This window comes from Capnocytophaga sp. oral taxon 335 str. F0486 (assembly GCF_000277665.1).
GTDB lineage: Bacteria > Bacteroidota > Bacteroidia > Flavobacteriales > Flavobacteriaceae > Capnocytophaga > Capnocytophaga ochracea.
On the sequence record NZ_AKFR01000019.1, the window covers coordinates 1 to 24979 of the forward strand.

Genomic DNA, 24979 nt, shown 5'->3' on the forward strand with positions numbered 1-24979 from the left:
GTACTTGATAACGATAAGATTGGTACGGCAACAGCTACTACTAATACCGTAAGTATTTCAGTAGTTACAGGCGCTACTCCTAAACAACCAGGTACTAACACACCTACTTTGGATAGCGATGGTAAAGTAACTGTTCCTAACAATACACCAGCAGGTACTTACACTATTGTTTATCAAATCTGTGATAAGTTAAATAGCGGAAATTGTGCTACTACCACAGCTACTGTTGTAGTGGGTACAACAACACCTACAGCTCCAGTTCCTGTAGCAGTTGATGACAGAGCAACTACACCACTCAATACGCCAGTAACTATCAATGTATTAGGCAATGACACCCCTGAAGGTGCTACACCTAATGTTACCACAAACCCTGCGAATGGTTCTGTATCAGTAAATAGTGATGGTTCTATTGAATACCGCCCTCACACCGACTTTGCAGGCACTGATACCTTTGTATACGAACTTTGCAATGCCAGTGGTTGTGCAACTGCAACTGTAACAGTGGAGATAATTAAAAGTATTGTTATCTACAACGCTATATCGTTAAGTAGTGACAAGAACGACCACTTCCACATAGCAGGTATTGAAAGTTACCCTAACAATGTGGTACGTATTTACAACCGTTGGGGTGTGAAAGTATGGGAAGCTGAACATTACGACAACATTCGAAATGTATTCAAAGGCATTTCTAACGGACGTGTAACTGTAGAAGCTCCTAACAAACTTCCACAAGGAACTTACTATTATGTAATTGAATACACCGATGAGCATAACCAACAACAAAGCAAAGTAGGTTGGTTGTATATCAAGAAATAAGCTCCACGGTATTCACGCTTAAAAAGATTGAAAGCGTAAAACAACAACTCCCCGCTCGTAAATTATACGAGCGGGGAGTTTTTTATAATTTACACATTGTCTAATTGCTAATTATTCCTATTTTTGCACTTCATCAATAGCAAACAACGTGTTATCACTTCGCTCCTATTATCACCCTATGCAATCGGTTATTCCTGCGGAAGAAAAAGAGGTTACCTATACCGAGTTTCTTCCGTGCGAGGCTTTGCGTTCGTTTATCTATTGCTATTGGGAACTGAAATCTCCTCCGCGTAATACACCTTTTTGCTACCGAGTAGTTGCCGATGGTTGTATAGACCTATTTTTTGACTGTAACAACCCTCAGATGAGTTCCGTTATGGGCTATTGCAATACATACATAGAGTTTCCCATAATGGGTGCTTTTCACTATGTGGGAGTGCGCTTTCTACCCAGTGTCTTTCCGCTACTTTTTGGTCAGGATGCTTTTGAAATCAGCGCACAAGAAATCCCTTTGCGTGAGGTAGTTCCCGCACTAGCTACTTTTATCACTCAGCAGTTAGAAACTCCCCTTTCGTTAGCTACCATTGCACAACATTTGGACAACTATTTTCTCCGCCACCTATCACAACGCCCTTTGCAGATGGACAAGCGCTTTTTCTCGGCACTTTTGCAGATATTACAGAGCAAAGGCACGATGCACATCAGTCAGTTAGATATGGGTATCAGTGCCCGACAGTTGCGCCGCCTTTTCGACTACTACATAGGCGATAGTCCTAAGACTTTTAGCAATATTGTGCGCTTCCAACATATACTAAGTACAAAATCCTACCACAACCATTCTTTTTTAGACTCTTATTACGACCAAGCCCATTTTATCAAATCGTTTAAAACATTCTATGGAGATACCCCGAGCAAGGTGTTAGGCTGAAGAATGTCCGTTTTTTACAATCGTATTTCCTGCGCTTGCGGTACTTTTGCCCCCAAATAACAAATACATTATCAGAATGAAATTAAACGCAGGTATTATCACCGAGAAATTAGCCGAGAGTAAGGCTTTCTACACCCAAGTATTACAATTTGGCATTACTTTTGAAAACGACTTTTATTTGCTGTTGCACACCCCTAATCACGAGGCAGAAATCAGTTTTTTATTACCTAATCACCCTTCGCAACAGCCTCTCTTCCAAAAACCTTTTACCCAACAGGGCGTATACCTCACTATTGAAGTAGAGAATGTAGATGAGTATTACCACAAGTTAAAAAAGCAGGGAGTACCCATTACCATAGACTTACGCGAAGAGCCTTGGGGCGACCGCCATTTTGCCATTATAGACCCCAACGGCATCGGCATTGACATAGTAACCTATTCAGCCCCTGAATAAGATATTGAAAATAAAATACAAACGCCCTCCCCGCTTGTAAAGAAATCTACTGGCGGGGAGTTTTTATATCCCTAACTCACAGTAATACCTACACCTCAAAAAAATATTTATAAAATAATATATAGTAAGTTTGCTTATTATATAAAAACATATTACCTTTGCGCCCGAATAAAGAAGTAAATTTAAATTATATATGAAAGTTTTAATTATCAACGGGCATCCTACTATGGAGACGTCTAACGCCAATAAGGCTATTTTAGAAGAAGTAAAACGCTTGCTCCCTGAGGCTGAAATAAGTAACTTGCAAGCTCTCTACCCTAACTATCAAATTGATGTAACTGCCGAGCAAGCTAAACTTGTAAAAGCAGATGTAATTGTATGGCAATTCCCCGTGAATTGGTATTCGCTTCCTGCCTTGCTGAAAAAATGGTTAGACAACGTGTTTTCACACGGCTTTGCTTATGGCGACAACAAGCTGATGGGCAAGAAACTCATCCTTTCTTTCACTACCGGAGCACCTGAAGAGGCTTACCAACACGGTGGCGCACAGAACTATCCGTTTACCGATTTTCTCAACATTCACCGCCAAACTGCCAATCATTGCAAACTGCTATTCCAAGAGCCTGTAATCTCTTATGGAATGAAGTACATTCCAGAGGTAATGCCCAAAGAAGCACTTACAACCCTACAACAAAGAGCCAAAGAGCACGCCGTTCGATTGGTTGCGCAAATCAAAGAATTAAACTAATTTTGCAATTGATAAAAATCGCCGTGTGGCAGTGTGTCACACGGTTTTTATTCCATTTATAAATGAAAAACAGACCTATCAAATATTGGATTATCGTGGCGAGTAGAGACCACGTACAAATGGGCGTTGCGGGAGGATTTGCCCAAGCTTGCCACGGCAAGGCACAGCCTTTGAAACGTATGCAGGAGGGAGATGGTATTCTCTATTACTCTTCCAAACGCTATTTTGGAAAGGAAGACAAATGCCAAGCCTTCACGGCTATTGGCAGAGTGAAAGACGAGGAAGTCTATGCCTTTCAGATGAGTGAAAATTTCTGTCCGTTTAGGAGAAATATTATTTTTGTAGACTGTGAAGAAACGCCCATAGCCGACCTTATCGAGCTATTGGACTTTATCCCTAACAAAAAAGCGTGGGGATATCCTTTTCGCTTTGGTATTTTGGAAATATCCGAGAACGATTTTAAACTTATAGCCTCTAAAATGTTACACAATGACCTCTCAGCACTCAATTTTTAGTTTAAGAGCCGAAGAAAGCTCAGGGCTTTTACTTTGGCAGGTAAGTATGTTATGGCAACGCGGAATCAAAAAAGTGTTGCAACCTTTCGACCTCACACATCCCCAGTTTGTACTCTTGGCGAGTGCCCAGTGGTTCGCCCAACAAGGAAAGGAAATCACGCAGGTGTCTTTGGCAAATTTCACCAAGATAGACCCAATGACTACCTCGCAAGTGGTGCGTACTTTGCAGAGCAAAGACCTTATCACAAGGGAAGAGCACAAGACCGACACCCGCGCCAAAGTAGTTGCTATCACCGATAAAGGAGCCGAACTCATCGCGCAAGCTGTCGCTAAGGTCGAGGCTTTCGATGATGAATTTTTCAGTATTTTGGCAACCGAACAGTCCTCGTTCAACGCTCAACTGCACAAACTTTTGACAAATTAGCAGAATCGTTTTGCTCCTTGCTATCCTTTATATAGGTTTTCCTTTGGGTATTAATAGAGTGAATGCTTTGAAGAAGGAAGCGGAGAATAATTGAGCAATTAGCAAATTAGAAAATTTGGAAATTAATAATTGTGTTTTATTCCGTTAGGAAAGTTCCTTTTTCAAGCACAATTTTATTTCCCCATTGGGTAAGGGCATCGAGTATGGGCAAAAAAGATTTTCCTAAGTCGGTGAGTGAGTAGATAGCCACCAAAGGAGGTTTTTCGCCATAGACAACTTTAGAAATAAGCCCGTCGTTTTCCAATTGTTTTAGCTGGATACTCAGCGTAGTTTCGGTTACCGAATAGAGGTCTTTTCTCAGTTCGCTAAATCGCTTTTCACCTTCTTTAAGGTGGTATAAAATCACGGCTTTCCATTTTCCTCCTATCAAATCCATCGCTACGGCAATGGTACAAGGATAGGTCTTTTCTCCTAAGCGAACGCTGGGGGCTGTACACTCTATTTTTGTTTCCATAATAGTTGAAATTATAAAGTATCTATTTAGATAGTTATTGCCAGATTGAAAGTTGTACTATAATTTTGCGCCAAAATTAAAAAATAATTTCGATATGGCATTAGTAATTTTAGCACACCCCCATTTTGACCAATCGATAGCCAATAAGGCTATCATAGAGGAACTTTCTCGTAGTGATATAGATTTTGAAATCAGAAATTTATCAGCGCTATACCCTACCTTTCAAATAGATGTAAAAGCAGAGCAAGAAGCCTTACTCAAGCATCAAGAGGTTATCTTTCAATATCCTTTTTATTGGTATAATATGCCAGCGATACTCAAGCATTGGTTTGATGAGGTTTTCACGTATCAGTTTGCTTATGGTTCACAAGGAGATAAGCTCAAAGGGAAATATTTTATCCCAAGTTTTACCGTTGGGGCACCCGAAAGTGAATATCACACTTTGGGAGAACACCATTTCAAAGTATACGAGTTTTGCAAGAACTTAGCGCAAACGGCTTATTATGCGCAGATGAAGTATGTAGAGCCTCTATATTTTCACGGGACATCAGTAAATGCAGGTTATACCAAAGAGGATATAGAAGCAAAAGCCAAAGCGCAAGCCCAGCGATTGTTAGCATTTCTTTCTTTGCTGAAATAACACACAAATTAGGATAAGAAAACACCCTCCTCACTAGTAGGAAATACTACTAGTAGGGAGGGTTTTATCAATTATCAATTGCCAATTGTCAATTGTTTTGTACCTTTGCTCATCAGAAAATTATTTTATGTCTCAAAAAATCAAAGTTTTCAATAAATTATTAGCCCATTACGGCAAGCAATGTTGGTGGAATGACCCCAATCGCATTACCGACTGGATTTCGATGATTCTCATTCAGCAAACCACCCAACAGAATACCGAAAAAGCCCTTGCAAACTTAGAGGGCAACCTATCGGTAGAGGCTTTACACGCTATGGAATTGAACACTTTACAGGAATATATACGTCCGGCAGGCTTCTACAAGCAGAAAAGCACTTACATCAAAGCCCTGATGGGATGGTACGTGTCGCACGGAGCTTCCTTACAAAAGTTTGAGGCTATCCCTACTGAGGAGCTTCGCAAGGAACTGCTCTCTATCAAAGGTGTGGGCGAGGAAACTGCCGATGCTATGTTGTTGTACATTTTTGAGCGAAAGGTGTTCATAGCTGACCAGTACGCTATACGACTTTTGAACCGCCTGAACCTTTCTACCGCACAAACCTATAAAGCCCTCCGTGAAGAGTGTATGCCCTTAGTGGCTGAAATTCCCTTAGAAACCTGCCAAGAATGGCACGCTGTGATTGATGTACACGGCAAGGCTTACCGCAAAGGTTTTACCGATGAACAGTGGTTATTAGAATAATAAACATAGAAAAATTATGAGCAAAATATGGAAAAATATCATTGCGAGTACACAAGAAGAGGTAAAGGCAACTTTTCAAGAATTATACGCTTCTGTGGATTTCGGAGCTTATATAGCCCCACAAGATTACTTTGTGTCTTACATCTTTAAAACAGAGGAAGAATTGAGCAAAGCAAAGGAAACAGGCTTACTGCAAAAGATAAACGACTATCACCAAAAACTATTGCGTGAGCAACAATACCCTGAGGAAGGTATAAAGGACTGTACTTTTGCCTCTCAGGAAGATTGCGACAAGGAGTGGAACGGAAATTGGTATTATTATTACAAGTAAACAAACAACATCACAACGAACTATCAAAAGAAGATAAAAATAAAACAAGTGGAAAATATAAAGCTCTCCGAAGAGCTAGTGTACAGAGAAGATTTCTTCTTTGTAGGCTATTGCGAAGCCCTCGAAACTCATTTAATGAGGGTTTTTGTGAGTTGGGCAGGCGATAAACAAATCTAACAGTATTACCAAACAATTGTAAGTATGATAAAATCAGTTTTAATAGTAGGACTTGGGAGCTTTATGGGCGGAGTTTTTCGTTATGTGCTTTCAGTAGGATTGAGCAGATGGGGTAAAATATTGTCCTTCCCAATAAGTATTTTTATGGTAAATATATTGGGGTGTTTCTTGATAGGAATACTCTATGGTTATTTCAAGAATAGAGAAGTAGATAGCTATCTAATTTTATTACTAATGACAGGCGTTTTGGGAGGCTTCACCACGTTCTCTACTTTTTCATTGGAAGTACTGCAATTATTTCAGCAAAAAGAACTACTAAAAGCTACTTTTTATGTAGTAGGAAGTGTAGGATTAGGAATTTTGGCGTGCTTTTTGGGATACTTTATAGGCAACAGGTAAAAGATAAAAGATAAAGCCTGCGATAGCTGGTATTTAAATAAGAAGTTTTTACATTAAAAAATATATACGACAATGAAGAAATTTTTGTTAGGAGTAGCTGTGGCTGTAGTAGCCTTGCTATTAATAAAGTATTTTACTGATAAGAAAGAAGACAAAGAGAGATTGGAGGCTGATACGGCTCTGATACAAACGCAAATAGCCAACGTGAGCAAGTTGGTAGTTACTGAAGGACATTTTGCAGAAGTACTCTCGTATACCGATACTCAAAAATACTTTATGGATTTACTTTCGTTTGACAAGAAAATCCTCACAGTAGTAAATGCTGATGTAACGGTAGCTTACGACCTGCACAAAATCAGCTATGAGGTAAACGAAGAGCAAAAGAAAGTCATCATTAAATCGTTACCAGAGGCAGAGGTAAAGATATACCCAACGATGAAATATTACGACGTGAGCCAGAGTCAGGTGAATCCTTTTACTCCTGCCGATGTAGAGAAGATACAAAAGAAGGTAAAAGCCGAGTTGGAACGCAAAGTGAATGCTTCAACCCTAAGGAGCAATGCCGAAAATCGATTGCTTACCGAACTTTCTAACCTTATTTTTGCTACCCGAGCTGTGGGCTGGACGTTAGAGTACCAAAATACGCCTATTGAGAGTAGAGAAGATTTTAAAATGCTGAAACCATAACAAAAGTGTATTAGTTTTGATTATTTTCTGTATATTTGCCCCATAAATCAAATATTGAATATTCACTTATGAAAACGGAAAAACAATTAAATATTAAATATAGCGTTTTTGAGGGGGTTACTGACCTGCCAAAAAAAGCACAAGAACTAATGCAACAAGCCATTATGGCTAGAGAAAATGCTTATGCTCCTTACTCGAAATTTAAAGTAGGTGCGGCGGTTCGTCTTAAAAACGGACAGATTTTCATAGGTTCTAATCAGGAGAATGCCGCTTATCCGTCGGGGTTATGTGCTGAAAGAGTGGCTATTTATCAGGCTTCTACCCAATGTCCTGATGAAGAAATAGAGATGATTGCTATTTCGGGCACTGCCGAAGACCCTACTTGTTACCCTGTTTCTCCGTGTGGAGCGTGTAGGCAATCACTTTCAGAATACGAGACTAAGCAGAAAAAGCTAATACCTGTTTATTTTATGGGAGCAGAAGGGAATATCATCAGAACAGCTTCTATCAAAGATTTACTACCTTTCCTTTTTGACGGTAGTTTGATGTAAAAATGCGAGCCACAAGGGCAGGTGAGAGTTAATAGATAAACGTAAAAAAGAAATATAAAGAGTAACTGCTATAAGGCAATGGTATGAAAAACCATTGCCTTATTTTTTGCAAAAGAGAGGGATTTACAAAAGTGCATTATCGGAGTATTTCGGATATACACGGAAGATATCGAAGATAGGGTTATGGTATAGTTAGCTTATAGAAAGCTTATAGGAAGCTTATACGAATCTTGGACGATTGGTATAGAAATGGTATACAAATGGTTAATAATGAGAGGGTAAGAGCAGATATTAAAAAGTTAAAAAATGTTAATTAAGCGAAGAGTGAAGAGGGAAAAAACGAAAGTGAAGAGCGCATTAGGAGGGGGAAGATGATTTCAACTGGGGTGGTTATCCGTTTGAAAGGCGAAGGTAGGATAATGATAAGATAGGGTGAAGGTGAAGTATATTAAAAAAAATAATTTACACATTTGGTGTAGAAAAAAAGTGATATCCTTTGCCAATTATACTTTATTTTATATTTTTGCACCAAATTACATTATCTCATAATGTACCTATCTGCCAAAAAAGAGGTTATAACGTTATAGCAATAATTTGGTTTATAGGTGTTTAATTATTTCTTATAAGATGTCAGTAAAGCAACGTTTAACCTTATTTCTACTACTTTTAGCAGGATTCAGTGTTCAAGCACAAGTAACCCCTACGACCCAAACCGCTACGAGTACTCAAACTGAGACGACTGTGCGGAATGGCATTGGGCGTATAGGGTTAGAGCAACCTAAAAGTATTGTGTATCAGTACACCTATAACCCGACGCTCGACCGCTATGTATACACTGAGAAATTAGGGAATTACGACCTTTCTACCCCTATGTTTCTCACGGTACAACAATATGAAAACTTGGTGTTGCGTGAGCGTATGAAGGAATACTACCGAACTAAATTGGACGCCATAGGCGATACCCAAAGCAATACTGCCGATAAGAAAAAAACGCAACGCGACCTCTTGCCGGAATTATACGTAAATTCTGACTTTTTTGAAAGCGTGTTCGGGGGGCGCAATATAGAACTGGTTCCGCAGGGAAGTGTAGGGGTAGATTTAGGCGTACGCTATACGCGCAACGACAACCCCGTAGTGAGTCCGCGTTACCGCAGTTCGTGGGGCTTAGATTTTGAACAGCGCATCAGCTTAGGGCTTACCGGTAAGATAGGTACACGCCTAACACTTAACGCTCAGTACGACACACAAGCCTCTTTTGATTTCCAAAATGTATTTAAATTAGAATATACCCCTGATGAAGACGATATCGTACAAAAAATAGAATTGGGTAATATCTCAATGCCGATGTCTAACTCACTCATCACAGGTTCGCAGAGCCTTTTCGGGGTGAAGACAGAACTTAAATTTGGGCGTACTACTATCACGGGTGTTTTCTCTGAACAGAAATCGGAGCGAAAGACCGTAAGTGCCCAAGGCAGTGGCACTATTACAGAGTTTGAATTTTCGGCTCTTGACTACGACGAAAACCGCAACTACTTCCTCGCACAGTTCTTCCGTGATAACTACGACCGCGCTTTAGAAAACTACCCATTTATCAATAGTAAAGTGCAAATTACCCGTTTGGAGGTGTGGGTAACCAACCGCAATAGCCGTATGGGGAATATCCGCAATATCTTGGCTGTACAAGACTTAGGTGAACCCAAAATGGAGAATACACGTTTGGGAAATAAAGCAGGAGCCAGCTTCTTTAATGCTACCACCAATAATATGCCTGCCAATGGGGCTAACAAATACGACCCTACACGTTTGGGCACACCAAATTCGGTACTTACCAGCGCTATTCGCGATGTGGCTACGGTACAACAAGGTTTTGGCACGAACAGCTCCTACGTGAGTCAGGGTTACGACTACGCCGTTATAGAGAACGCTCGTAAACTTGAAGAGGGAGTGGACTATAAAGTAGATACCAAACTCGGTTATATCTCGCTGAACACAGCCCTTAGTAGCGATGAGGTATTGGCGGTAGCTTATCAATATACCTACGGCAGCCAAGTGTATCAAGTGGGTGAGTTTGCCAACGACGGTATTTCGGCAACTACCAATCAGTTCTACGGAGGTGGTAACAATGCGATTACCAACAACCTTTTGGTGTTGAAGATGCTTAAAAGTAACCGCCTAAATGTGAAAGACCCTATTTGGGATTTGATGATGAAGAACGTGTATTCAGTAGGTTCGGCACAGCTTTCACCAGAAGATTTCCGTATGAATATCTTCTACTCCAACCCCTCCCCTATTAACTATATCGAAAAAGTAAACAATAACGGTTGGCCTACAGGATTGGAAGACCGCATTTTGTTAAATCTCTTCAACTTCGACCGCCTCAACAAATACAACGACCCTCAGCCAGGTGGTGACGGGTTCTTTGATTTTGTTCCGGGCATTACTGTAGACGAACAATACGGAAAAATATTCTTTACCAAAGTAGAGCCTTTTGGTGAATACCTCTACAACACCTTAGGTGGTGGTGCAAATTACGACGACCCTGCAACTTATAATGACAACCAACGAAAATACGTATATACTTCACTATACAAAAATACGAAAACCCAAGCCCAGATGGACGGTGATAAGAATAAGTTCCAAATGAAAGGACGCTATAAGTCATCGGGAAGAAGGGGGATTTCGTTAGGGGCTTTCAATGTGCCTCGTGGTTCAGTAACCGTGATTGCAGGTGGGCGCATACTGGTAGAAGGGTTAGACTATTTAGTAGACTATCAATCAGGAATTGTGGAGATTATCAATCCGAGTCTTGAAGCGAGCAACTTGCCTATACAGGTTTCAGTAGAGAACAACCTGATTTTTGGAGGGCAAACCACCCGCTTTATGGGCGTAAATGTAGAACACAAATTCAACGATAAGTTTATCATTGGAGGTTCTATCGTGAACCTACGCGAACGACCTTATACCCAAAAGACCAGCTACGGACAAGAAGCCGTAAACAATACTATCTTCGGTTTTGGAGGAACTTACTCTACTGAGCTACCTTTCCTCACTCGGTGGGTAAACCGTATTCCTACGATTAAGAGCGATGCGCCGTCGAATCTATCTATACGAGGTGAATTTGCTTACCTAAGAGCCGGTACCCCTAAGGCAGATGATTTTGACGGAGAAACTACCGTGTACTTAGACGACTTTGAGGCAGCGCAAGCCACTATTGATATGCGTTCGCCTCTTGCGTGGAAATTGGCGAGTACGCCTTTGGAATTTGGACAAGGCAGTGGTACAGCTTCACGCACCCTATACGGTAATGGGCCTGATGACCCCAATAACTTACGCAATGGTTATGGGCGTGCCAAACTGTCGTGGTATACCATAGACCCTGTGTTCTATTCAAACCAAAAGCCTTCGGAGATAAACAGTAGCGAAATCTCTAAGAATAGTACGCGTCGTATTTTTATAGAAGAAATCTTCCCACAACAGCAATTAGCCCAAGGACAATCGTTAGTACAAACTACCTTAGACTTAGCTTATTACCCTAATGTAAAAGGGCCTTATAACAACGACCCAAGTTTTGCTTCTCGTACTAAAAACGACAAATGGGCAGGAATTATGCGCGGTATGAGCTATTCGGATTTTCAAGAAAGTAACATAGAGTTCTTGCAGTTCTGGGTGATGGATCCTTATTATTCAGGTGAATACAGTGGTGATGGAGAATTGGTATTCAACTTAGGAAATATATCAGAAGACGTGCTTAAAGACGGTAGAAAACAATACGAAAACGGCTTACCAGGACTTTCTTCTACCTCAAGTGTTAATACCTCTTCTTGGGGTAAAGTACCTGCGGCACAATCGCTGATATATGCTTTTGATGACAACTCATCTAACCGTGCTTTGCAAGATATAGGATTAGATGGACTCAACGACGCCGAAGAATCGAGAATATACAACAATAACGTAGCTACCTCACCTAACGACCCTGCGATGGATAACTACGAATACTTTTTGGCGCGTAGTGGTGGTATTTTAAACCGTTATTACAACTACAATGGTACGCAAGGAAACTCGCCTGTGGCAGTGACTAATACGAACAGAGGTTCGACTACAATTCCTGATTATGAAGATATCAACGGTGATTATACGATGAACACCGCCAACAACTACCTTGAATACAGAGTGCGTATTAAACCTAATATCACCACTGCTGACCCTTATGTGAATGATATTCGCGTGGTATCGGTAGAAGCACCTAACGGGCAACAAGTAAGTGCCCGCTGGATACAGTTTAAAATACCGATTGCCAGCGGTGAGATGTGGCGAGAAGGGTTCCAATACCCATTGAACAACAACGACAAAATGGATATCATCAACTCGATGACCCATATGCGTATGTACCTTACAGGCTTCCCTCAAGAAATGCTATTACGCTTTGGTACACTTGACCTTATTCGCGGTGATTGGCGTTATTACAACTATACCCTCAGCACCGATAAGGACGACCCCAGTGATGACGGCACCAAAGTAGAAATCAATTCAGTAAACTTAATTGAGAACGAAACCCGTCAGCCTATTCCTTACCGTATGCCACCAGGGGTACGCCGTGAGCGTATTAATACCAACAACACCTTGGTAGAACAAAACGAGCAGGCTTTATCTTACATAGTGGATAACCTTGAAAACAACGATAGTAGGGCGGTATACAAGGCAATGCGCTTTGACCTTCGACAATACAAGTATATCAAGATGTTTGTACACGCTGAAGCCTATAAGAACAAACCGCTGAGCGATAATCAGGCAGTGGCTTTCTTGCGGGTAGGTACTGACTTTAACGACAACTATTACCAAGTGGAAGTACCCTTACAGGTAACGCCTGCGGGTGCTTCGACAGAGCAACTGATATGGCCACAAAACAACCAATTGGTTATTCCAATGGACGTGCTCACCAAGTTAAAAGCTATCAGCATACGCAACCAAACAATGAGCGATGCGGTATACTACGATGCAAACTTCAATGTAGTACCTGAGAGTGCACCACACGTAGCGGGACAAAACCGTTATGTAATCAAAGGGAATCCATCGCTCGGTAGTGTAAGAGCCGTAATGATAGGGGTGAAAAACGTATCGGGTAGTAATGGACTGAGTGGGGAATATTGGTTCAACGAATTGCGTGTAGCCGAATTGGAAAACCACGGCGGTTGGGCAGCCGTAGGCTCTCTTGATGCGAATGCCTCTGAACTAATGAACATCTCGGCTACAGGGCGTATGCATACCGTAGGTTTTGGAGCGGTAGACCAAGCTCCTAATCAGCGCGCCTTAGAAAGTACCCGCGAATACGATGTAATGATGAACATCAATGCGGGGAAACTGCTCCCTCCTAAGTGGAATATGCAAATACCGGTAGGCTTGAATCACTCGCAGAAACTCTCGACCCCAGAGTACGACCCCGTATATCAAGACATCAAATTAGAAGACCGATTGGACGTAGCACAAAACGCACGCGAGCGAGAAATTATTAAAGAACAAGCGGAAGATTATACACTAAGACGCGGTATTAACCTCATCGGGGTGAAGAAAAACTTAGGCGAAGGACAGAAAAACCGTATTTACAACATAGAGAACTTTACTTTTAACTACGCTTACAACGAGAAGAACCACCGCGATTACGAGTTGCGTTACGAAGATGAACAACAAGTGCGCGCAGGCTTTATGTACAACTATACTTTCAAACCTACTGCGGTAGAGCCTTTCAAGAAAAGTAGTAAGTTTGCTAATAAGCGCTATTGGCAATGGTTAGCAGATATAAACTTGAACATTCTGCCTACCAGCATTATGTTCACTACTGATATCAATCGTTCTTTTACCAAGCAATTGTTCCGCGATGTACATTTTGATGGTGTGAATGCAAATCAGCAAAAAGCACTCCCTGAGCTACAACAGCGCAATTACCAGATGAATCACCAATACGCTATCAACTACAATTTGACTAAATCATTGCGATTGAACTTTAATGCTACTAATAACAGTATCATTCGCAACTACTATGTGTACGATGGCAATGGCGACATATCAGGCGTTAATAAAGAAGTATCACTTTGGTCAGATTTCTGGGATTTAGGAACTCCAGACCACTTCTTCTCGAAGTTCCAAGTGAACTACGATTTGCCTTTTAGTAAGTTTCCTTTCTTTGAATTTATGAAAGCTAACTATACTTATTCTGGTGATTTTGACTATCAGCGCGGTTCACAAACCCTCTTACAGTTGGCACGCCAAGAAGTAAACACCTTGCAAAACGGCAATACGCATAACTTTACAGCAAACCTTACTTTCGACCAGCTGTATCGTTACTTAGGCGTAAAAGCGACTCCAAGAGGAGAAAAAGCCAGTGTAGCTAAAACTTTTTTGACAATGCTTAAAACAGTAGGAGTGAACTACTCAGTTACCAATGCTCGCACCATACCAGGATATACGCAACAAGTGGGCTTCTTAGGCACCTTTAAACCATCGGCAGGCTTTATGTTTGGCGACCAAACTGACTTGCGTTACGAGATGGCAAAACGAGGTTATCTTACTGAGTTTCCTGATTTCAACGACCAATACATCAGATCACAAGAAAGACAACTATTGCTTACGGCTAATCTGCAACCTATCCCTGATTTGCAAATCAACTTAAAGGCTAATCGTCAGTATACCGAGAACTATACTGAAACCTTTGAAGTGCGGAACTTTGTTTATAATCCATTAGTAGGCAACCAAGTAGGTAGCTTCAATATTTCTACCAACTTGATAGCTACTACCTTTAATAAGATTGATGAATACAAGTCGGAAGCCTTTGAACGTTTCAAAGAAAACCGACTTACCGTAGCACGTCGTTTGGCTGAGGCGCGCGGTTTGAATCCAGCCAGCGTAGATGCAGAAGGTTACCCTATAGGTTATAGCAAAAAGAGTCAAGCAGTGATGATACCTGCTTTCTTTGCAGCCTATTCAGGAAGTAGCGCCAGTGGCGTATCGCTTGACGCTTTCAAGAATATTCCTATCCCTGAGTGGAATATACGCTATACCGGACTAATGCGCGTAGAGTTTATCAAGAATACTTTCCGTCGTTTCTCATTGGCACACGGTTATCGTGCTAGCTACTCGCTTAGTGAGTTCCGAACTAACTTAGAATATGAACCGGCTAACCCTAATAAAACGAACGTAGCAGGCGATTTTCTCAATGAGAAACTTTATTCTACTGTTACGCTCGCTGAGCAGTTCAATCCGCTTATTAGGGCAGATATGGAATTCAAAAACTCTATGAGCTTCTTGGCAGAATTCAACCGAGACCGCACTATTTCTATCAGTTTAGATAATGATTACCTAACTGAGATTCTCAAACGCGAATACAAATTTGGGGTAGGATACCGATTTAAAGATTTGCGTTTCGTTACCCGAGTAAATGGTAATCTCACTACCTTGAAGAGCGATTTGGTACTGAAAGGCACTCTTTCTTACCTCAATGAGTTTACGGTAATACGCAATATGGAAATATTCAACAACCAAGTAACAGCAGGACAAACCTCGTGGTTGGGTAACCTCACTGCCGAATATGCTCTTACTCGTAACCTTTTGGCATCGTATTATTTCCAATACAATTTCTCTAAATCGGCTATCTCAACTGCTTTCCCAATGACGACTATTCGCACAGGACTTTCAGTGAAATATACCTTTCAATAATTAGCTGATTTGGATACCTACAAAACCATAGCAACCTCGGTAGAAGAGGTGATCTTTAAGGAGAAAAGCAGTAAGTTTTTAGGCTATGCTTTCCCGATTACTTCTGAAGAGGAGATAAAGGTGCATCTCGAAGCTGTGAAGAAAGCACATTTCTCGGCACGGCATTGGTGTTATGCATGGCAATTGGGTTATGGCACTACCCAGCGTTATCGCACTAACGACGACGGTGAACCTAACAATACAGCAGGGATTCCTATTTATGGGCAAATACAGTCGTTTGAGCTTACTAACGTACTGGTGGTAGTAGTGCGTTATTTCGGAGGGATTAAATTAGGGGTAGGCGGATTGGTGCAGGCTTACAAAACTACTGCTCAGCTCACCTTGCAAGAAGTAGAAATTGTAGAAAAGCTCATTACCGAAGAACTTATCATCAGTTTTGAATATCCACTGATGAACAAAGTAATGCGGGTAGTAAAAGAGCAAAACCTCACCATCACTCATCAACTGCTCACTGAAAACTGTGTGCTACATTTAGCCGTACGACAAAGTGATTTTATAAAAGTAAAAGAGATTTTTAGTAATCTCTTTGGGGTACATATAATAGAAGAAAATTAGGGTGTTTCTTTTCTTGGGTGCTTACTTTCATTGATTGTCTATTTATCTATTTTTTAAAATGCAACTGAAAGCTGTTCACTACTGCCTTTTGCTGTTGGTATTCCAAAGGTACAAAAGGAAATTTACGTTCATTATCTCCTTCCTTTTCTTTAGAAAAAGCATAAAAAGGCACATCGTTTAGCACAGTCATATCTACTGTTTTACAAGCGATAAGTAAGAAGCATAAAATAAAGGGTAAGAGGAGTTTCATTGTTAAGAACTAGAAGTTAAAAACTTTGCCAAAGTTTTTCTATCTGCACGGCGCGCTCCCTTGACAAAGTTGAATATTATAGAGAGCTACACTTTCTTCACTATAAAGTAGTTTTTCTTTCCGCGTTGTAATAAAATAAATTTCCCATCTACAAGGTCTTTTTCCCCTATTTGGTAGTCTTCACCTACTTTCTCTTTATTTACGGAAATAGAGTTCTCTTTCAAGGCACGACGTGCTTCGGAATTAGAACTGATAAAGCCTGTTTTTGCTGAAAGAATAGCAATCATATCAAGTCCGCCAGCGATATCGGCGGCACTTACTTCGGCTTGAGGTACGCCGTCAAACACTTCTAAGAAAGTTTTCTCGTCTAAAGTGCGCAAATCGGCAGAAGTAGAGTTACCAAAGAGGATTTGTGAGGCTTTTTTAGCTTTCTCAAGCTCTTCGCGCCCGTGTACTAATAGGGTGAGTTCTTCAGCCAATTTGTTTTGCAATATGCGTAAGTGAGGCGCTTCGGCGTGTTGAACGATGAGACTATCGATTTCTTCTTTACTAAGCATTGTAAAGATTTTGATATAACGCTCGGCATCGGCATCGGAGATATTAATCCAATATTGGTAGAACTTGTAAGGCGAGGTTTTCTCAGGATCAAGCCACACATTACCACCTTCACTTTTACCAAATTTAGTGCCATCGGCTTTGGTAATCAGCGGGCAAGTAAGGGCATACGCCTTTCCGCCTGCAATACGGCGAATAAGTTCAGTACCCGTAGTGATATTTCCCCATTGGTCAGAGCCTCCTATTTGTAAAGTGAGGTTTTTCTCGCGATAGAGATGCAAAAAGTCGTAACCTTGCAAAAGTTGGTATGAGAACTCAGTAAACGACATTCCATCAGTATTTTCATTAGGGTCGAAGCGTTTTTTTACCGAATCCTTAGCCATCATATAGTTTACGGTGATGTGCTTACCAATATCGCGAATGAATGAAAGGAATGAGAACTCTTTCATCCAATCGTAGTTATTCACGAGTTCAGCGCGATTAGGCGCAGTGCTTTCAAAATCAAGAAATTTTGCTAATTGTTTTTTGATACCCGCTATATTGTGTGCTAATACTTCTTCGGTGAGCAAATTGCGTTCTACTGATTTACCTGAAGGATCGCCTATCATACCTGTTGCTCCTCCTACGAGTGCATAAGGTTTATGTCCGCAATTTTGGAAGTGGCGCAATATCATTACGCCCACTAAATGACCGATATGCAGTGAGTCGGCTGTAGGGTCAAATCCCACATAAGCCGCGCGTAAGCCTTCCATAAGGTGTTGTTCGGTTTCAGGCATTATATCCTGAATCATACCACGCCAACGCAATTCTTCTATAAAATTCTTCATTAGTTTTATTCGTTTATAATCTATTTGGGTGCAAAGGTACGAAAAAAGTAAAAACACTCATTCCTTCTTGCTAAAGTTCTAAATAAGTAAGTATAAATATCTGTTTGTAGTTGTTTTATTATTCGCTTTTTCTTCGGTTTAGATTCATCATTTGTTCGTCTTTCCTTCGTTCTTTGTTCGTCTTTTGTTCGTCTTTTGTTCGTCTTTTGTTCGTCTTTTGTTCGTTCTTTGTTCGTCTTTCCTTCGTTCTTTGTTCGTCCTTTGTTCGTCTTTCCTTCGTCTTTTGTTCGTCTTTCTTATAAGCTAACTCAATTTTTCTTTTCACCAAAAAATGTTCGTCGTGCTACGACTGAATGTGCGACTCGCACCTATACCCTAAGCTTATTGCTCAAACGATTGCATTTCCACTAACTTTTTATACATACCGTTCTTTTGTATCAGTTCAGTATGGGTACCCTGCTCTACTATTTGCCCTTTTTGCATTACTACTATTTGGTCTGCATTTTGGATTGTTGAAAGGCGGTGCGCAATCACTACCGAAGTGCGGTTCTTCATCATATTTTCTAAGGCATTCTGTACCAAACGCTCGCTTTCAGTATCAAGTGCCGAAGTTGCCTCATCGAGTACCATTATAGGTGGATTTTTCAGCACTGCACGAGCAATACTAAGGCGTTGTTTTTGTCCGCCACTCAGTTTACTACCTGCATCGCCTATGTTGGTATCGAAACCCTTGGGAAGGTCTTTTATAAATTCATAAGCATTAGCTATCTTAGCCGCTGTCACTAGTTCTTCATCAGTAGCATCGGGCTTTCCTATCAGCAGATTGTTCTTTACCGTATCATTAAAAAGAATAGAATCCTGCGATACCACCCCTATGAGTTTTCGCAAGGAGGCAGTTTGCATATCTTTTACATTCACCCCATCAATAAGTACCTCTCCCTGATTTACATCGTAAAAACGAGTAATAAGGTTCGCAATAGTGCTCTTGCCACTCCCCGATTGTCCTACTAAGGCAATTGTCTTTCCTTTAGGTATTTCCAAAGAAAAATGACTGAGTACGGGCAGTTCAGCATACGCAAAAGTAATATCTTTCAGAGCTACAGCAGTGGTAAAATCAGAAATTACAACAGGATTTTCACACTCTTTAATAGGATTCTCGTAATCAAGAATTTCCAAAATACGTTCGGCTGCTGCATTCCCTTTTCGCATATCGTATGATGCCTTACTGATAGCCTTTGCGGGGGTGAGAATATTGTACGCCAATCCCATAAAGGCAATGAATTGAGTGCCCTCTAATGTTTTATCTACCAACACTAACGAGCCTCCAAACCACAGCAAAATAGCAATCATTAGGATACCGAGAAACTCACTCATTGGCGACCCTAAGTTCTGACGGTTCATTACCTTATTGCTCAATCGGTTAAAAGTATTACTAGATTCCTTAAATTTCTTAGAGAAAATACCCTCAGCATTAAATGCCTTTATAACGCGCAATCCGCCTATAGTCTCTTCTATAAGCGAAAGAAATCGCCCTTGCTCTTGTTGTAAAGCTATTGAATTCTTTTTTAGTGATTTGCCTATCCTCGAAATTACTGCTGCTGCAATAGGAATAAATACAAAGGTAAATACTGTGAGTTTCACGCTAATACCTAGCATCACCAAAATAGAAAAGAGAATAGTAAGAGGTTCTCTCACAAAAGCCTCCAATCCCGAGAGCAATGAGTATTGTACTTCGTTTACATCACCTACCATACGCGACATAATATCGCCTTTGCGCTGTTCTGAGAAAAATGCTATCGGTTGGCTTACAACTTTTTTGTAAAGTGCATCACGCAAATCGCGTAATACACCATTGCGAAGGTAAGTAATGAAAAAAGAAGCTAAATAGCTAAACATATTCTTCAGCAAGAAGAGTGAAATTACCAAAGCAATCACTATTCCAAGAGCCCAAATAGTATTTTCTCCCGCAAGAATTCCTACTTTGTAGTTTAAGTAGGCTTTACCATAACTCCCTAAATCCAACAAATTACCCGAATATACAGGAGCTTCAGCTACTGTTTGCGCTTTGCCAAAAAGTACATCAAGCATTGGGATAAGTGCCACAAACGAAAGTGCACTAAAGAGTGAATAAAAAATATTGAAAAATATGTTCAGTATTGCCTGTTTCTTATAAGGCAATATATAAGGGATAAATCTCTTGAGTTTCATCTTATTTCTTGTATTTCTTAACCGTTTCGTCCCTTCTTAGCTTTTGATTATCGGTATACACAAACTTAGGAACGAAATAGATTTGGCGAGGCACTTCGTATTTCAGCATATCTTTATCCATATAAATATCGTGTGCCAAAGTAGGATAATCCTTCTCCTCACCCTGTACGTAAAGCACTGCTCGTTGTCCTAATTCATCATCAGGTTCTTTAGTAATAAAGTAATCACCTTTGATGTACTTCTTAATCTTGTGCTCTACACTTTCTGGAAAGACTTTAAAGCCTCCCGAATTGATAATATTGTCAAAACGCCCTAACCACTCGAATTCGCTATGCGATATGAGATTTACAATATCATTAGTAATCACGGGGTGGTCGGCAATCAAAGGTGCATTTATTACCAAACAATTGCGGTCGTCTTGGGTAAACGTAACATTAGGCATTGCTTTATAGGTAGTTTCGTGCTCCATCGTATGATTTACCCTGCGCATCGCAATATGCGAAATGGTTTCAGTCATTCCGTAAGACGAATACACTTCTGTGGGAATATTCTGCAATTTAGCCTCTAATTCTCCATCAATAGAAGCTCCTCCTAATATTACCTTCTTCACACGAGGCAAATCAGTAAGAGATTTCGCCGCTTGCAAAGGTATCATTGCACAAAAATCATAATCCTTACTGGTAAGCGATAAAGGCATAGACGAAGGGCGAATGATATCAAGGTGTAAACCTAAAATAATGGCACGAATAAGCATCATCTTACCTGCAATAAAGTCAGCTGGCAAACACAACAAAGCACGATTCTTAGGTGAAAGATTAAGGTATTCACCAGTAGCCAAAGCCGAATTAACCATACCTTGTTTCTTAAGGTGAATTTGCTTAGGAATGCCAGTAGAACCAGAGGTTGTTGCTTCTATATAATCCCTGTCGTCAAGCCAATCCAGAAGAAACCTCCCCACCGATTTACGGTAAGGCAAACCATCTTTCACGTAGGCTACCGCCAAGATAATAAGTCGTTCTCTATCTATAGGAAATCCATTGATTCTAAAATCTTTATGTACAAATTTGTAGTCTATTTCGTTCATCTTAAATGTAATATTGTTTTAATAGCAGTGGCAAAGCTACAATAATTAAACGAAATGAGCAAAATTAAATGTAAAATCTTATATTTTCATTGCTACAATTCACCCTCATTGGGGTTGTCGGCAATTACCAAACTATCGCTCTATTCTCATTTTACCTTTCCATTACTTTCGCCTCGAAACCCCGTTTTTAGCATTTTTAGTCTTGCTGTATTACAGTATGAATCAATTACTTATATACCCTTTCTATACCAATCGTCCAAGATTCGTATAAGCTTCCTATAAGCTCTCTATAAGCTAACCCCACCCTTCTCACAGCCTTTTTTCACCAAAAACCCCTCCAATCATCTTTTGATATTCTTCGTTTTCCTTCGATAATTCTGTGTCTCTCCAAAAACGCTAATGTGTCCTTTTTGCAACACACACTTTGACAAAGCTGATTAAATTGATAATCAATTTAAAGACAATACAAACTATTATTGAAAATAACCTATTCTGTAAAATATACTTTACTCAGAAAATATTTCTATAGTTTTAGCCTTTTGCAACCCAATTATTCATCTAAAAATAATAATGATTATGAGCCTTTTATAAAAAAAACAGAAAAAATATTTTGTCTTTTCCCCTGCTATATCAAAAATATTTTCTAATTTTACCCCCAATAAATTTATAAAAGTATGTATGCATTAGACCGTATTGATTTAGCACTTTTAGATGAATTACAACAAGATAGCAAACAATCTATTAAAAAATTATCCGAAAAAGTAAGCCTATCAATCACTCCAGTTCACGAACGTATCAAACGATTAGAATCACTAGGAATAATTCAAAGATATGTAGCGGTAGCCAATCCTAAAGCTCTCGGAAAAAAATTGGTAGCTTATTGTCAAGTAAAACTTCTTAAGCATAGTGCCGAATTATTTAATGAGTTCGAAAAATATATAAGCACTTTAGATGAAGTGTTAGAAGCCTCGTATATGGCAGGAGGCTACGACTTCCTGCTAAAAGTTATGCTCAACGATATGGAAGATTATCAGAGATTTGTAGTACACAAAATATCTAAATTAGAAATTATCTCTAACATTCAAAGTTCTTTCGTAATACAAGAAATCAAGAACACCTCTATGATAAAATGTCTACGTGAGGAAGCTGAAAAAACTAATTAAAAATGCACATAGCAATTGCAGGAAATATAGGAGCTGGAAAAACTACCCTTACCTCTCTATTAGCCAAACACTACCAATGGGAAGCCCATTTCGAAGATGTGGTAGATAACCCTTATTTAGATGATTTTTATCACCAAATGGAGCGCTGGAGTTTTAATTTACAAATATACTTTCTAAACAGTCGCTTCCGACAGATTTTGGATTTTAGAGAGAAAGGGAATAACATCATTCAAGACCGCACTATTTACGAAGATGCTCACATCTTTGCCCCTAACTTACACGAAATGGGACTGATGAGCTCTCGTGATTTCGATAATTACAAATCACTATTCGCTCTGATGGAGCGTCTTGTTCTCCCACCAGACCTACTGATTTACCTCAGAAGCTCAGTACCCAACTTGGTAAACCAAATACAAAAGCGCGGTCGAGATTACGAAAATACAATCTCAATAGACTATCTTAACCGCCTCAACCAGCGATACGAACAGTGGATAAAAAGTTATGACAAGGGGAAACTACTCATTATAGAAGTAGATAATATTGATTTCGTAAACAACCCTGAAGATTTAGGTGAAATCATCAATAAAATAGATGCTCTCCTCTACGGATTGTTCTAAAATAAAAAAGACACCCACAATAGTGAGTGTCTTTTTTATTTTATCTTTTATTCGTTATTAAAAGAATTTGTTTACGTGGAAAGCAACCAAACCATCAATTGGTTTTCTTAGCACTGTACCCAATTTAAGGTTGTTTTCTGTCAATATTTCTTCCAAAATATCTTGGAGGAAGAAAGCAATACTACCTACAAAGTTGATAGGCACTTCGTAACGGTCTTCATACTGAGAAATCCAGTGGTCTACAAATAGTTGCATACCTTTTCTCACCATCTCACGGCAATATTCGTGATTCTTATTTTCTACTACGAATTTCGCAAAAGTAGCCAAGTAACTGTTAGGGTTTGGCATCTTGTACAAATGATTTTTAATCACATCTGAGCCCAATTCATATTGGTTTTCAAATTTTTGTACAAGGTCTGATGGCATTTTTTTGAAGTAATAGTCGATAATCAATCGTTTACCATAAAAGTTCCCACTTGATTCGTCCATCAAAATATAGCCTAATGAATCTACTGCTTGGTATAATTCTTTACCATTCCAATAAGAGCAGTTAGCACCTGTACCTAAGATACATACAATAGCTTTATCGGTGGGAGCTGTAGTGGCAAACACAGCTGCATAAGTATCTTCTTTCACATCTATTTTAGCGTTTTTGAAGATAGTTGCCAAACTGCGTTCTACAAAGTAACGAATGCGTTCAGTACCACAACCAGCACCATAGAAATAAACTTCTGATACTGAATTTCTGTTCTCAAACAATTGATAATTGGTGGTAATACGCTCTACGAGAATTTCTTCTGTAAGAACTTCAGGATTTAACCCTAAAGTTTGAGTAAAAAATATTTTTTCACCTTTGCTATTTAAGGCTGTCCAATCGGCCTTAGTAGCTCCACTGTCTACAATTAAAATCATATCGTTTCGGTTTTATTAAGTTGTTTACTATTAAAAAAGGTGAGTATGCCTCCATAGGCAACTCACCTTTTTTCTTTATGAATTACAATTTAGCAATGTGCTGTGCTAAATCTACCAATTTGTTTGAATAACCAGTTTCGTTATCGTACCAAGAAACTACTTTGAAGAAGTTAGCACTCAAACCGATACCAGCTTTAGCATCATAAATAGAAGTAAGTTTGCAACCTACAAAATCTTGAGAAACTACCATGTCTTCAGTGTAGCCAAGGATACCTTTCAATTCACCTTCTGATGCTTTTTTCATAGCAGCATTGATTTCTTCTAAGGTAGTTGCCTTTTTAGTACGAACGGTAACATCTACTACTGAAACATCAGCAGTAGGCACACGGAATGCCATACCAGTAAGTTTACCATTCAATTCAGGGATTACTTTACCTACAGCCTTAGCAGCACCAGTAGTAGAAGGGATAATGTTGCAAAGTGCTGAACGTCCACCTCTCCAGTCTTTTTTAGAAGGACCGTCTACAGTCAATTGAGTAGCTGTTGTAGCGTGGACTGTAGTCATTAAGGCTTCTTCAATACCAAAGTTATCATTCAATACTTTAGCAACAGGAGATAAACAGTTGGTAGTACAAGAAGCGTTAGACACGATAGTATCAGTAGGTTTTACTGATTTGTGGTTCACACCCATTACAAACATAGGAGCATCAGCTGATGGAGCAGAAATAACTACTTTTTTAGCCCCAGCATTGATGTGAGCTTGTGCTTTTTCTAAGGTAGTGAAGATACCAGTACATTCAGCAACTACATCGGCGTGTACTTCGTTCCATTTAAGGTTGTTAGGGTCTTTTTCAGCAGTGATACGCACTTTTTTGCCATCTACTACTAAGTGACCATTTTCTACTTTCACATCACCTTTAAAAGTTCCGTGAACTGAATCGTATTTCAAAAGGTAAGCGATGTAATCTACATCCAAAAGGTCGTTAATACCAACGATTTCTACGTCGGCTCTTTCATAAGCAGCACGGAATACGAGACGTCCAATACGTCCGAAACCGTTAATTCCAATTTTTACTGACATAATTCTCTTTTAATTTAATTTATTCGTTATT

Annotated in this window: 24 protein-coding genes; 17 read left to right on the forward strand and 7 right to left on the reverse strand. The window is 39.8% G+C overall.

Annotated features, from left to right (window positions below; translation table 11 throughout):
* The 6 genes from HMPREF1320_RS03865 to HMPREF1320_RS03890 all read left to right on the forward strand — a co-directional run.
* Nucleotides 1-816 (forward strand): gliding motility-associated C-terminal domain-containing protein (locus HMPREF1320_RS03865; RefSeq protein ID WP_009417505.1); only part of this gene is annotated, 816 nt, incomplete at its 5' end.
* 178 nt (nucleotides 817-994) lie between these two features.
* Nucleotides 995-1744: a helix-turn-helix domain-containing protein gene (locus HMPREF1320_RS03870; RefSeq protein ID WP_198006259.1), complete on the forward strand. Its 750-nt coding sequence runs from the start codon at nucleotides 995-997 to the stop codon at nucleotides 1742-1744.
* 76 nt (nucleotides 1745-1820) lie between these two features.
* The gene (locus tag HMPREF1320_RS03875; protein WP_009417520.1) at nucleotides 1821-2198 is read left to right on the forward strand and encodes a VOC family protein; all 378 of its coding nucleotides are present in this window, start codon (nucleotides 1821-1823) and stop codon (nucleotides 2196-2198) included.
* 193 nt (nucleotides 2199-2391) lie between these two features.
* Nucleotides 2392-2946, forward strand: a complete 555-nt coding sequence (locus HMPREF1320_RS03880) for an NAD(P)H-dependent oxidoreductase (protein WP_009417526.1) — start codon at nucleotides 2392-2394, stop codon at nucleotides 2944-2946.
* Nucleotides 2947-3008: 62 nt separating this feature from the next.
* Nucleotides 3009-3461, forward strand: coding sequence for an EVE domain-containing protein (locus HMPREF1320_RS03885; protein WP_034554066.1), 453 nt, complete (start codon nucleotides 3009-3011; stop codon nucleotides 3459-3461).
* Complete coding sequence (locus HMPREF1320_RS03890) at nucleotides 3436-3885, forward strand: MarR family winged helix-turn-helix transcriptional regulator (RefSeq protein WP_009417532.1); 450 nt, start codon at nucleotides 3436-3438, stop codon at nucleotides 3883-3885. Before HMPREF1320_RS03885 ends, HMPREF1320_RS03890 begins: the two co-directional genes overlap by 26 nt.
* 136 nt (nucleotides 3886-4021) lie before the next feature.
* Here HMPREF1320_RS03890 and HMPREF1320_RS03895 read toward each other — a convergent pair whose 3' ends face one another.
* The gene (locus HMPREF1320_RS03895) at nucleotides 4022-4399 is read right to left on the reverse strand and encodes a winged helix-turn-helix transcriptional regulator (protein ID WP_009410025.1); all 378 of its coding nucleotides are present in this window, start codon (nucleotides 4397-4399) and stop codon (nucleotides 4022-4024) included.
* Nucleotides 4400-4493: 94 nt separating this feature from the next.
* Between HMPREF1320_RS03895 and HMPREF1320_RS03900 the strand changes: the two genes are divergently transcribed.
* From HMPREF1320_RS03900 to HMPREF1320_RS03935, 9 genes are all read left to right on the forward strand, one after another.
* Nucleotides 4494-5039, forward strand: coding sequence for an NAD(P)H-dependent oxidoreductase (locus HMPREF1320_RS03900; RefSeq protein WP_002671258.1), 546 nt, complete (start codon nucleotides 4494-4496; stop codon nucleotides 5037-5039).
* A 127-nt stretch (nucleotides 5040-5166) separates the two neighbouring features.
* Nucleotides 5167-5781: an endonuclease III domain-containing protein gene (locus HMPREF1320_RS03905; RefSeq protein ID WP_009417467.1), complete on the forward strand. Its 615-nt coding sequence runs from the start codon at nucleotides 5167-5169 to the stop codon at nucleotides 5779-5781.
* A gap of 16 nt (nucleotides 5782-5797) precedes the next feature.
* Nucleotides 5798-6112: a hypothetical protein gene (locus tag HMPREF1320_RS03910; RefSeq protein ID WP_009417508.1), complete on the forward strand. Its 315-nt coding sequence runs from the start codon at nucleotides 5798-5800 to the stop codon at nucleotides 6110-6112.
* 48 nt (nucleotides 6113-6160) lie between these two features.
* A complete protein-coding gene (locus HMPREF1320_RS11750) occupies nucleotides 6161-6289 on the forward strand; it encodes a hypothetical protein (RefSeq protein WP_009417480.1) in 129 nt (42 codons plus the stop codon).
* Between the two features lie 24 nt (nucleotides 6290-6313).
* On the forward strand, nucleotides 6314-6688 hold the full coding sequence (crcB, locus tag HMPREF1320_RS03915) for a fluoride efflux transporter CrcB (RefSeq protein WP_009417464.1): 375 nt from the start codon (nucleotides 6314-6316) through the stop codon (nucleotides 6686-6688).
* Nucleotides 6689-6760: 72 nt separating this feature from the next.
* On the forward strand, nucleotides 6761-7375 hold the full coding sequence (locus HMPREF1320_RS03920; RefSeq protein ID WP_009417528.1) for a DUF4230 domain-containing protein: 615 nt from the start codon (nucleotides 6761-6763) through the stop codon (nucleotides 7373-7375).
* Nucleotides 7376-7428: 53 nt separating this feature from the next.
* Nucleotides 7429-7926, forward strand: coding sequence for a cytidine deaminase (cdd, locus tag HMPREF1320_RS03925; protein WP_323984882.1), 498 nt, complete (start codon nucleotides 7429-7431; stop codon nucleotides 7924-7926).
* Nucleotides 7927-8553: 627 nt separating this feature from the next.
* A complete protein-coding gene (gene sprA / locus HMPREF1320_RS03930) occupies nucleotides 8554-15636 on the forward strand; it encodes a cell surface protein SprA (protein ID WP_009417504.1) in 7083 nt (2360 codons plus the stop codon).
* Between the two features lie 9 nt (nucleotides 15637-15645).
* Nucleotides 15646-16251: an IMPACT family protein gene (locus tag HMPREF1320_RS03935; protein ID WP_009417509.1), complete on the forward strand. Its 606-nt coding sequence runs from the start codon at nucleotides 15646-15648 to the stop codon at nucleotides 16249-16251.
* A gap of 46 nt (nucleotides 16252-16297) precedes the next feature.
* On the opposite strand, the gene HMPREF1320_RS03940 is transcribed toward HMPREF1320_RS03935, so the two are convergent.
* The 4 genes from HMPREF1320_RS03940 to HMPREF1320_RS03960 all read right to left on the reverse strand — a co-directional run bounded on the left by HMPREF1320_RS03940 (nucleotide 16298) and on the right by HMPREF1320_RS03960 (nucleotide 21175).
* Nucleotides 16298-16501: a hypothetical protein gene (locus HMPREF1320_RS03940; RefSeq protein WP_034554069.1), complete on the reverse strand. Its 204-nt coding sequence runs from the start codon at nucleotides 16499-16501 to the stop codon at nucleotides 16298-16300.
* An 86-nt stretch (nucleotides 16502-16587) separates the two neighbouring features.
* Nucleotides 16588-17883, reverse strand: coding sequence for a tyrosine--tRNA ligase (tyrS, locus tag HMPREF1320_RS03945; RefSeq protein ID WP_034554070.1), 1296 nt, complete (start codon nucleotides 17881-17883; stop codon nucleotides 16588-16590).
* 381 nt (nucleotides 17884-18264) lie between these two features.
* A complete protein-coding gene (locus HMPREF1320_RS03955; RefSeq protein ID WP_009417484.1) occupies nucleotides 18265-20091 on the reverse strand; it encodes an ABC transporter ATP-binding protein in 1827 nt (608 codons plus the stop codon).
* Between the two features lies 1 nt (nucleotide 20092).
* Entirely contained in the window at nucleotides 20093-21175 is a 1083-nt protein-coding gene (locus HMPREF1320_RS03960; RefSeq protein WP_009417495.1) for an AMP-binding protein, read from the reverse strand.
* Nucleotides 21176-21849: 674 nt separating this feature from the next.
* On the opposite strand from HMPREF1320_RS03960, the gene HMPREF1320_RS03965 reads away from it, so the two are divergent.
* Both HMPREF1320_RS03965 and HMPREF1320_RS03970 read left to right on the forward strand, forming a co-directional pair.
* Nucleotides 21850-22338 (forward strand): Lrp/AsnC family transcriptional regulator, encoded by a 489-nt coding sequence (locus HMPREF1320_RS03965; RefSeq protein WP_002671239.1) that lies wholly within the window; start codon nucleotides 21850-21852, stop codon nucleotides 22336-22338.
* Nucleotides 22339-22340: 2 nt separating this feature from the next.
* On the forward strand, nucleotides 22341-22955 hold the full coding sequence (locus HMPREF1320_RS03970; protein ID WP_002671237.1) for a deoxynucleoside kinase: 615 nt from the start codon (nucleotides 22341-22343) through the stop codon (nucleotides 22953-22955).
* A gap of 57 nt (nucleotides 22956-23012) precedes the next feature.
* Here the strand turns inward: HMPREF1320_RS03970 and HMPREF1320_RS03975 are convergent, their stop codons facing one another.
* Both HMPREF1320_RS03975 and gap read right to left on the reverse strand, forming a co-directional pair.
* Nucleotides 23013-23867 carry a hypothetical protein gene (locus HMPREF1320_RS03975; RefSeq protein WP_002671235.1) on the reverse strand — a complete coding sequence of 285 codons (855 nt, stop codon included), beginning with the start codon at nucleotides 23865-23867 and terminating at the stop codon, nucleotides 23013-23015.
* 82 nt (nucleotides 23868-23949) lie between these two features.
* On the reverse strand, nucleotides 23950-24948 hold the full coding sequence (gene gap, locus HMPREF1320_RS03980) for a type I glyceraldehyde-3-phosphate dehydrogenase (protein WP_009417466.1): 999 nt from the start codon (nucleotides 24946-24948) through the stop codon (nucleotides 23950-23952).
* Nucleotides 24949-24979 lie beyond the last annotated feature (31 nt).

What these genes read in the sequence shown, in the direction of transcription:
- HMPREF1320_RS03870 (WP_198006259.1), top strand. Translation starts at nt 995, where the DNA reads ATGCAATCGGTTATTCCTGCGGAAGAAAAAGAGGTTACCTATACCGAG.
- HMPREF1320_RS03875 (WP_009417520.1), top strand. Translation starts at nt 1,821, where the DNA reads ATGAAATTAAACGCAGGTATTATCACCGAGAAATTAGCCGAGAGTAAG.
- HMPREF1320_RS03880 (WP_009417526.1), top strand. Translation starts at nt 2,392, where the DNA reads ATGAAAGTTTTAATTATCAACGGGCATCCTACTATGGAGACGTCTAAC.
- HMPREF1320_RS03885 (WP_034554066.1), top strand. Translation starts at nt 3,009, where the DNA reads ATGAAAAACAGACCTATCAAATATTGGATTATCGTGGCGAGTAGAGAC.
- HMPREF1320_RS03890 (WP_009417532.1), top strand. Translation starts at nt 3,436, where the DNA reads ATGACCTCTCAGCACTCAATTTTTAGTTTAAGAGCCGAAGAAAGCTCA.
- HMPREF1320_RS03895 (WP_009410025.1), bottom strand. Translation starts at nt 4,399, where the DNA reads ATGGAAACAAAAATAGAGTGTACAGCCCCCAGCGTTCGCTTAGGAGAA.
- HMPREF1320_RS03900 (WP_002671258.1), top strand. Translation starts at nt 4,494, where the DNA reads ATGGCATTAGTAATTTTAGCACACCCCCATTTTGACCAATCGATAGCC.
- HMPREF1320_RS03905 (WP_009417467.1), top strand. Translation starts at nt 5,167, where the DNA reads ATGTCTCAAAAAATCAAAGTTTTCAATAAATTATTAGCCCATTACGGC.
- HMPREF1320_RS03910 (WP_009417508.1), top strand. Translation starts at nt 5,798, where the DNA reads ATGAGCAAAATATGGAAAAATATCATTGCGAGTACACAAGAAGAGGTA.
- crcB (WP_009417464.1), top strand. Translation starts at nt 6,314, where the DNA reads ATGATAAAATCAGTTTTAATAGTAGGACTTGGGAGCTTTATGGGCGGA.
- HMPREF1320_RS03920 (WP_009417528.1), top strand. Translation starts at nt 6,761, where the DNA reads ATGAAGAAATTTTTGTTAGGAGTAGCTGTGGCTGTAGTAGCCTTGCTA.
- sprA (WP_009417504.1), top strand. Translation starts at nt 8,554, where the DNA reads ATGTCAGTAAAGCAACGTTTAACCTTATTTCTACTACTTTTAGCAGGA.
- HMPREF1320_RS03940 (WP_034554069.1), bottom strand. Translation starts at nt 16,501, where the DNA reads ATGAAACTCCTCTTACCCTTTATTTTATGCTTCTTACTTATCGCTTGT.
- tyrS (WP_034554070.1), bottom strand. Translation starts at nt 17,883, where the DNA reads ATGAAGAATTTTATAGAAGAATTGCGTTGGCGTGGTATGATTCAGGAT.
- HMPREF1320_RS03955 (WP_009417484.1), bottom strand. Translation starts at nt 20,091, where the DNA reads ATGAAACTCAAGAGATTTATCCCTTATATATTGCCTTATAAGAAACAG.
- HMPREF1320_RS03960 (WP_009417495.1), bottom strand. Translation starts at nt 21,175, where the DNA reads ATGAACGAAATAGACTACAAATTTGTACATAAAGATTTTAGAATCAAT.
- HMPREF1320_RS03965 (WP_002671239.1), top strand. Translation starts at nt 21,850, where the DNA reads ATGTATGCATTAGACCGTATTGATTTAGCACTTTTAGATGAATTACAA.
- HMPREF1320_RS03970 (WP_002671237.1), top strand. Translation starts at nt 22,341, where the DNA reads ATGCACATAGCAATTGCAGGAAATATAGGAGCTGGAAAAACTACCCTT.
- HMPREF1320_RS03975 (WP_002671235.1), bottom strand. Translation starts at nt 23,867, where the DNA reads ATGATTTTAATTGTAGACAGTGGAGCTACTAAGGCCGATTGGACAGCC.
- gap (WP_009417466.1), bottom strand. Translation starts at nt 24,948, where the DNA reads ATGTCAGTAAAAATTGGAATTAACGGTTTCGGACGTATTGGACGTCTC.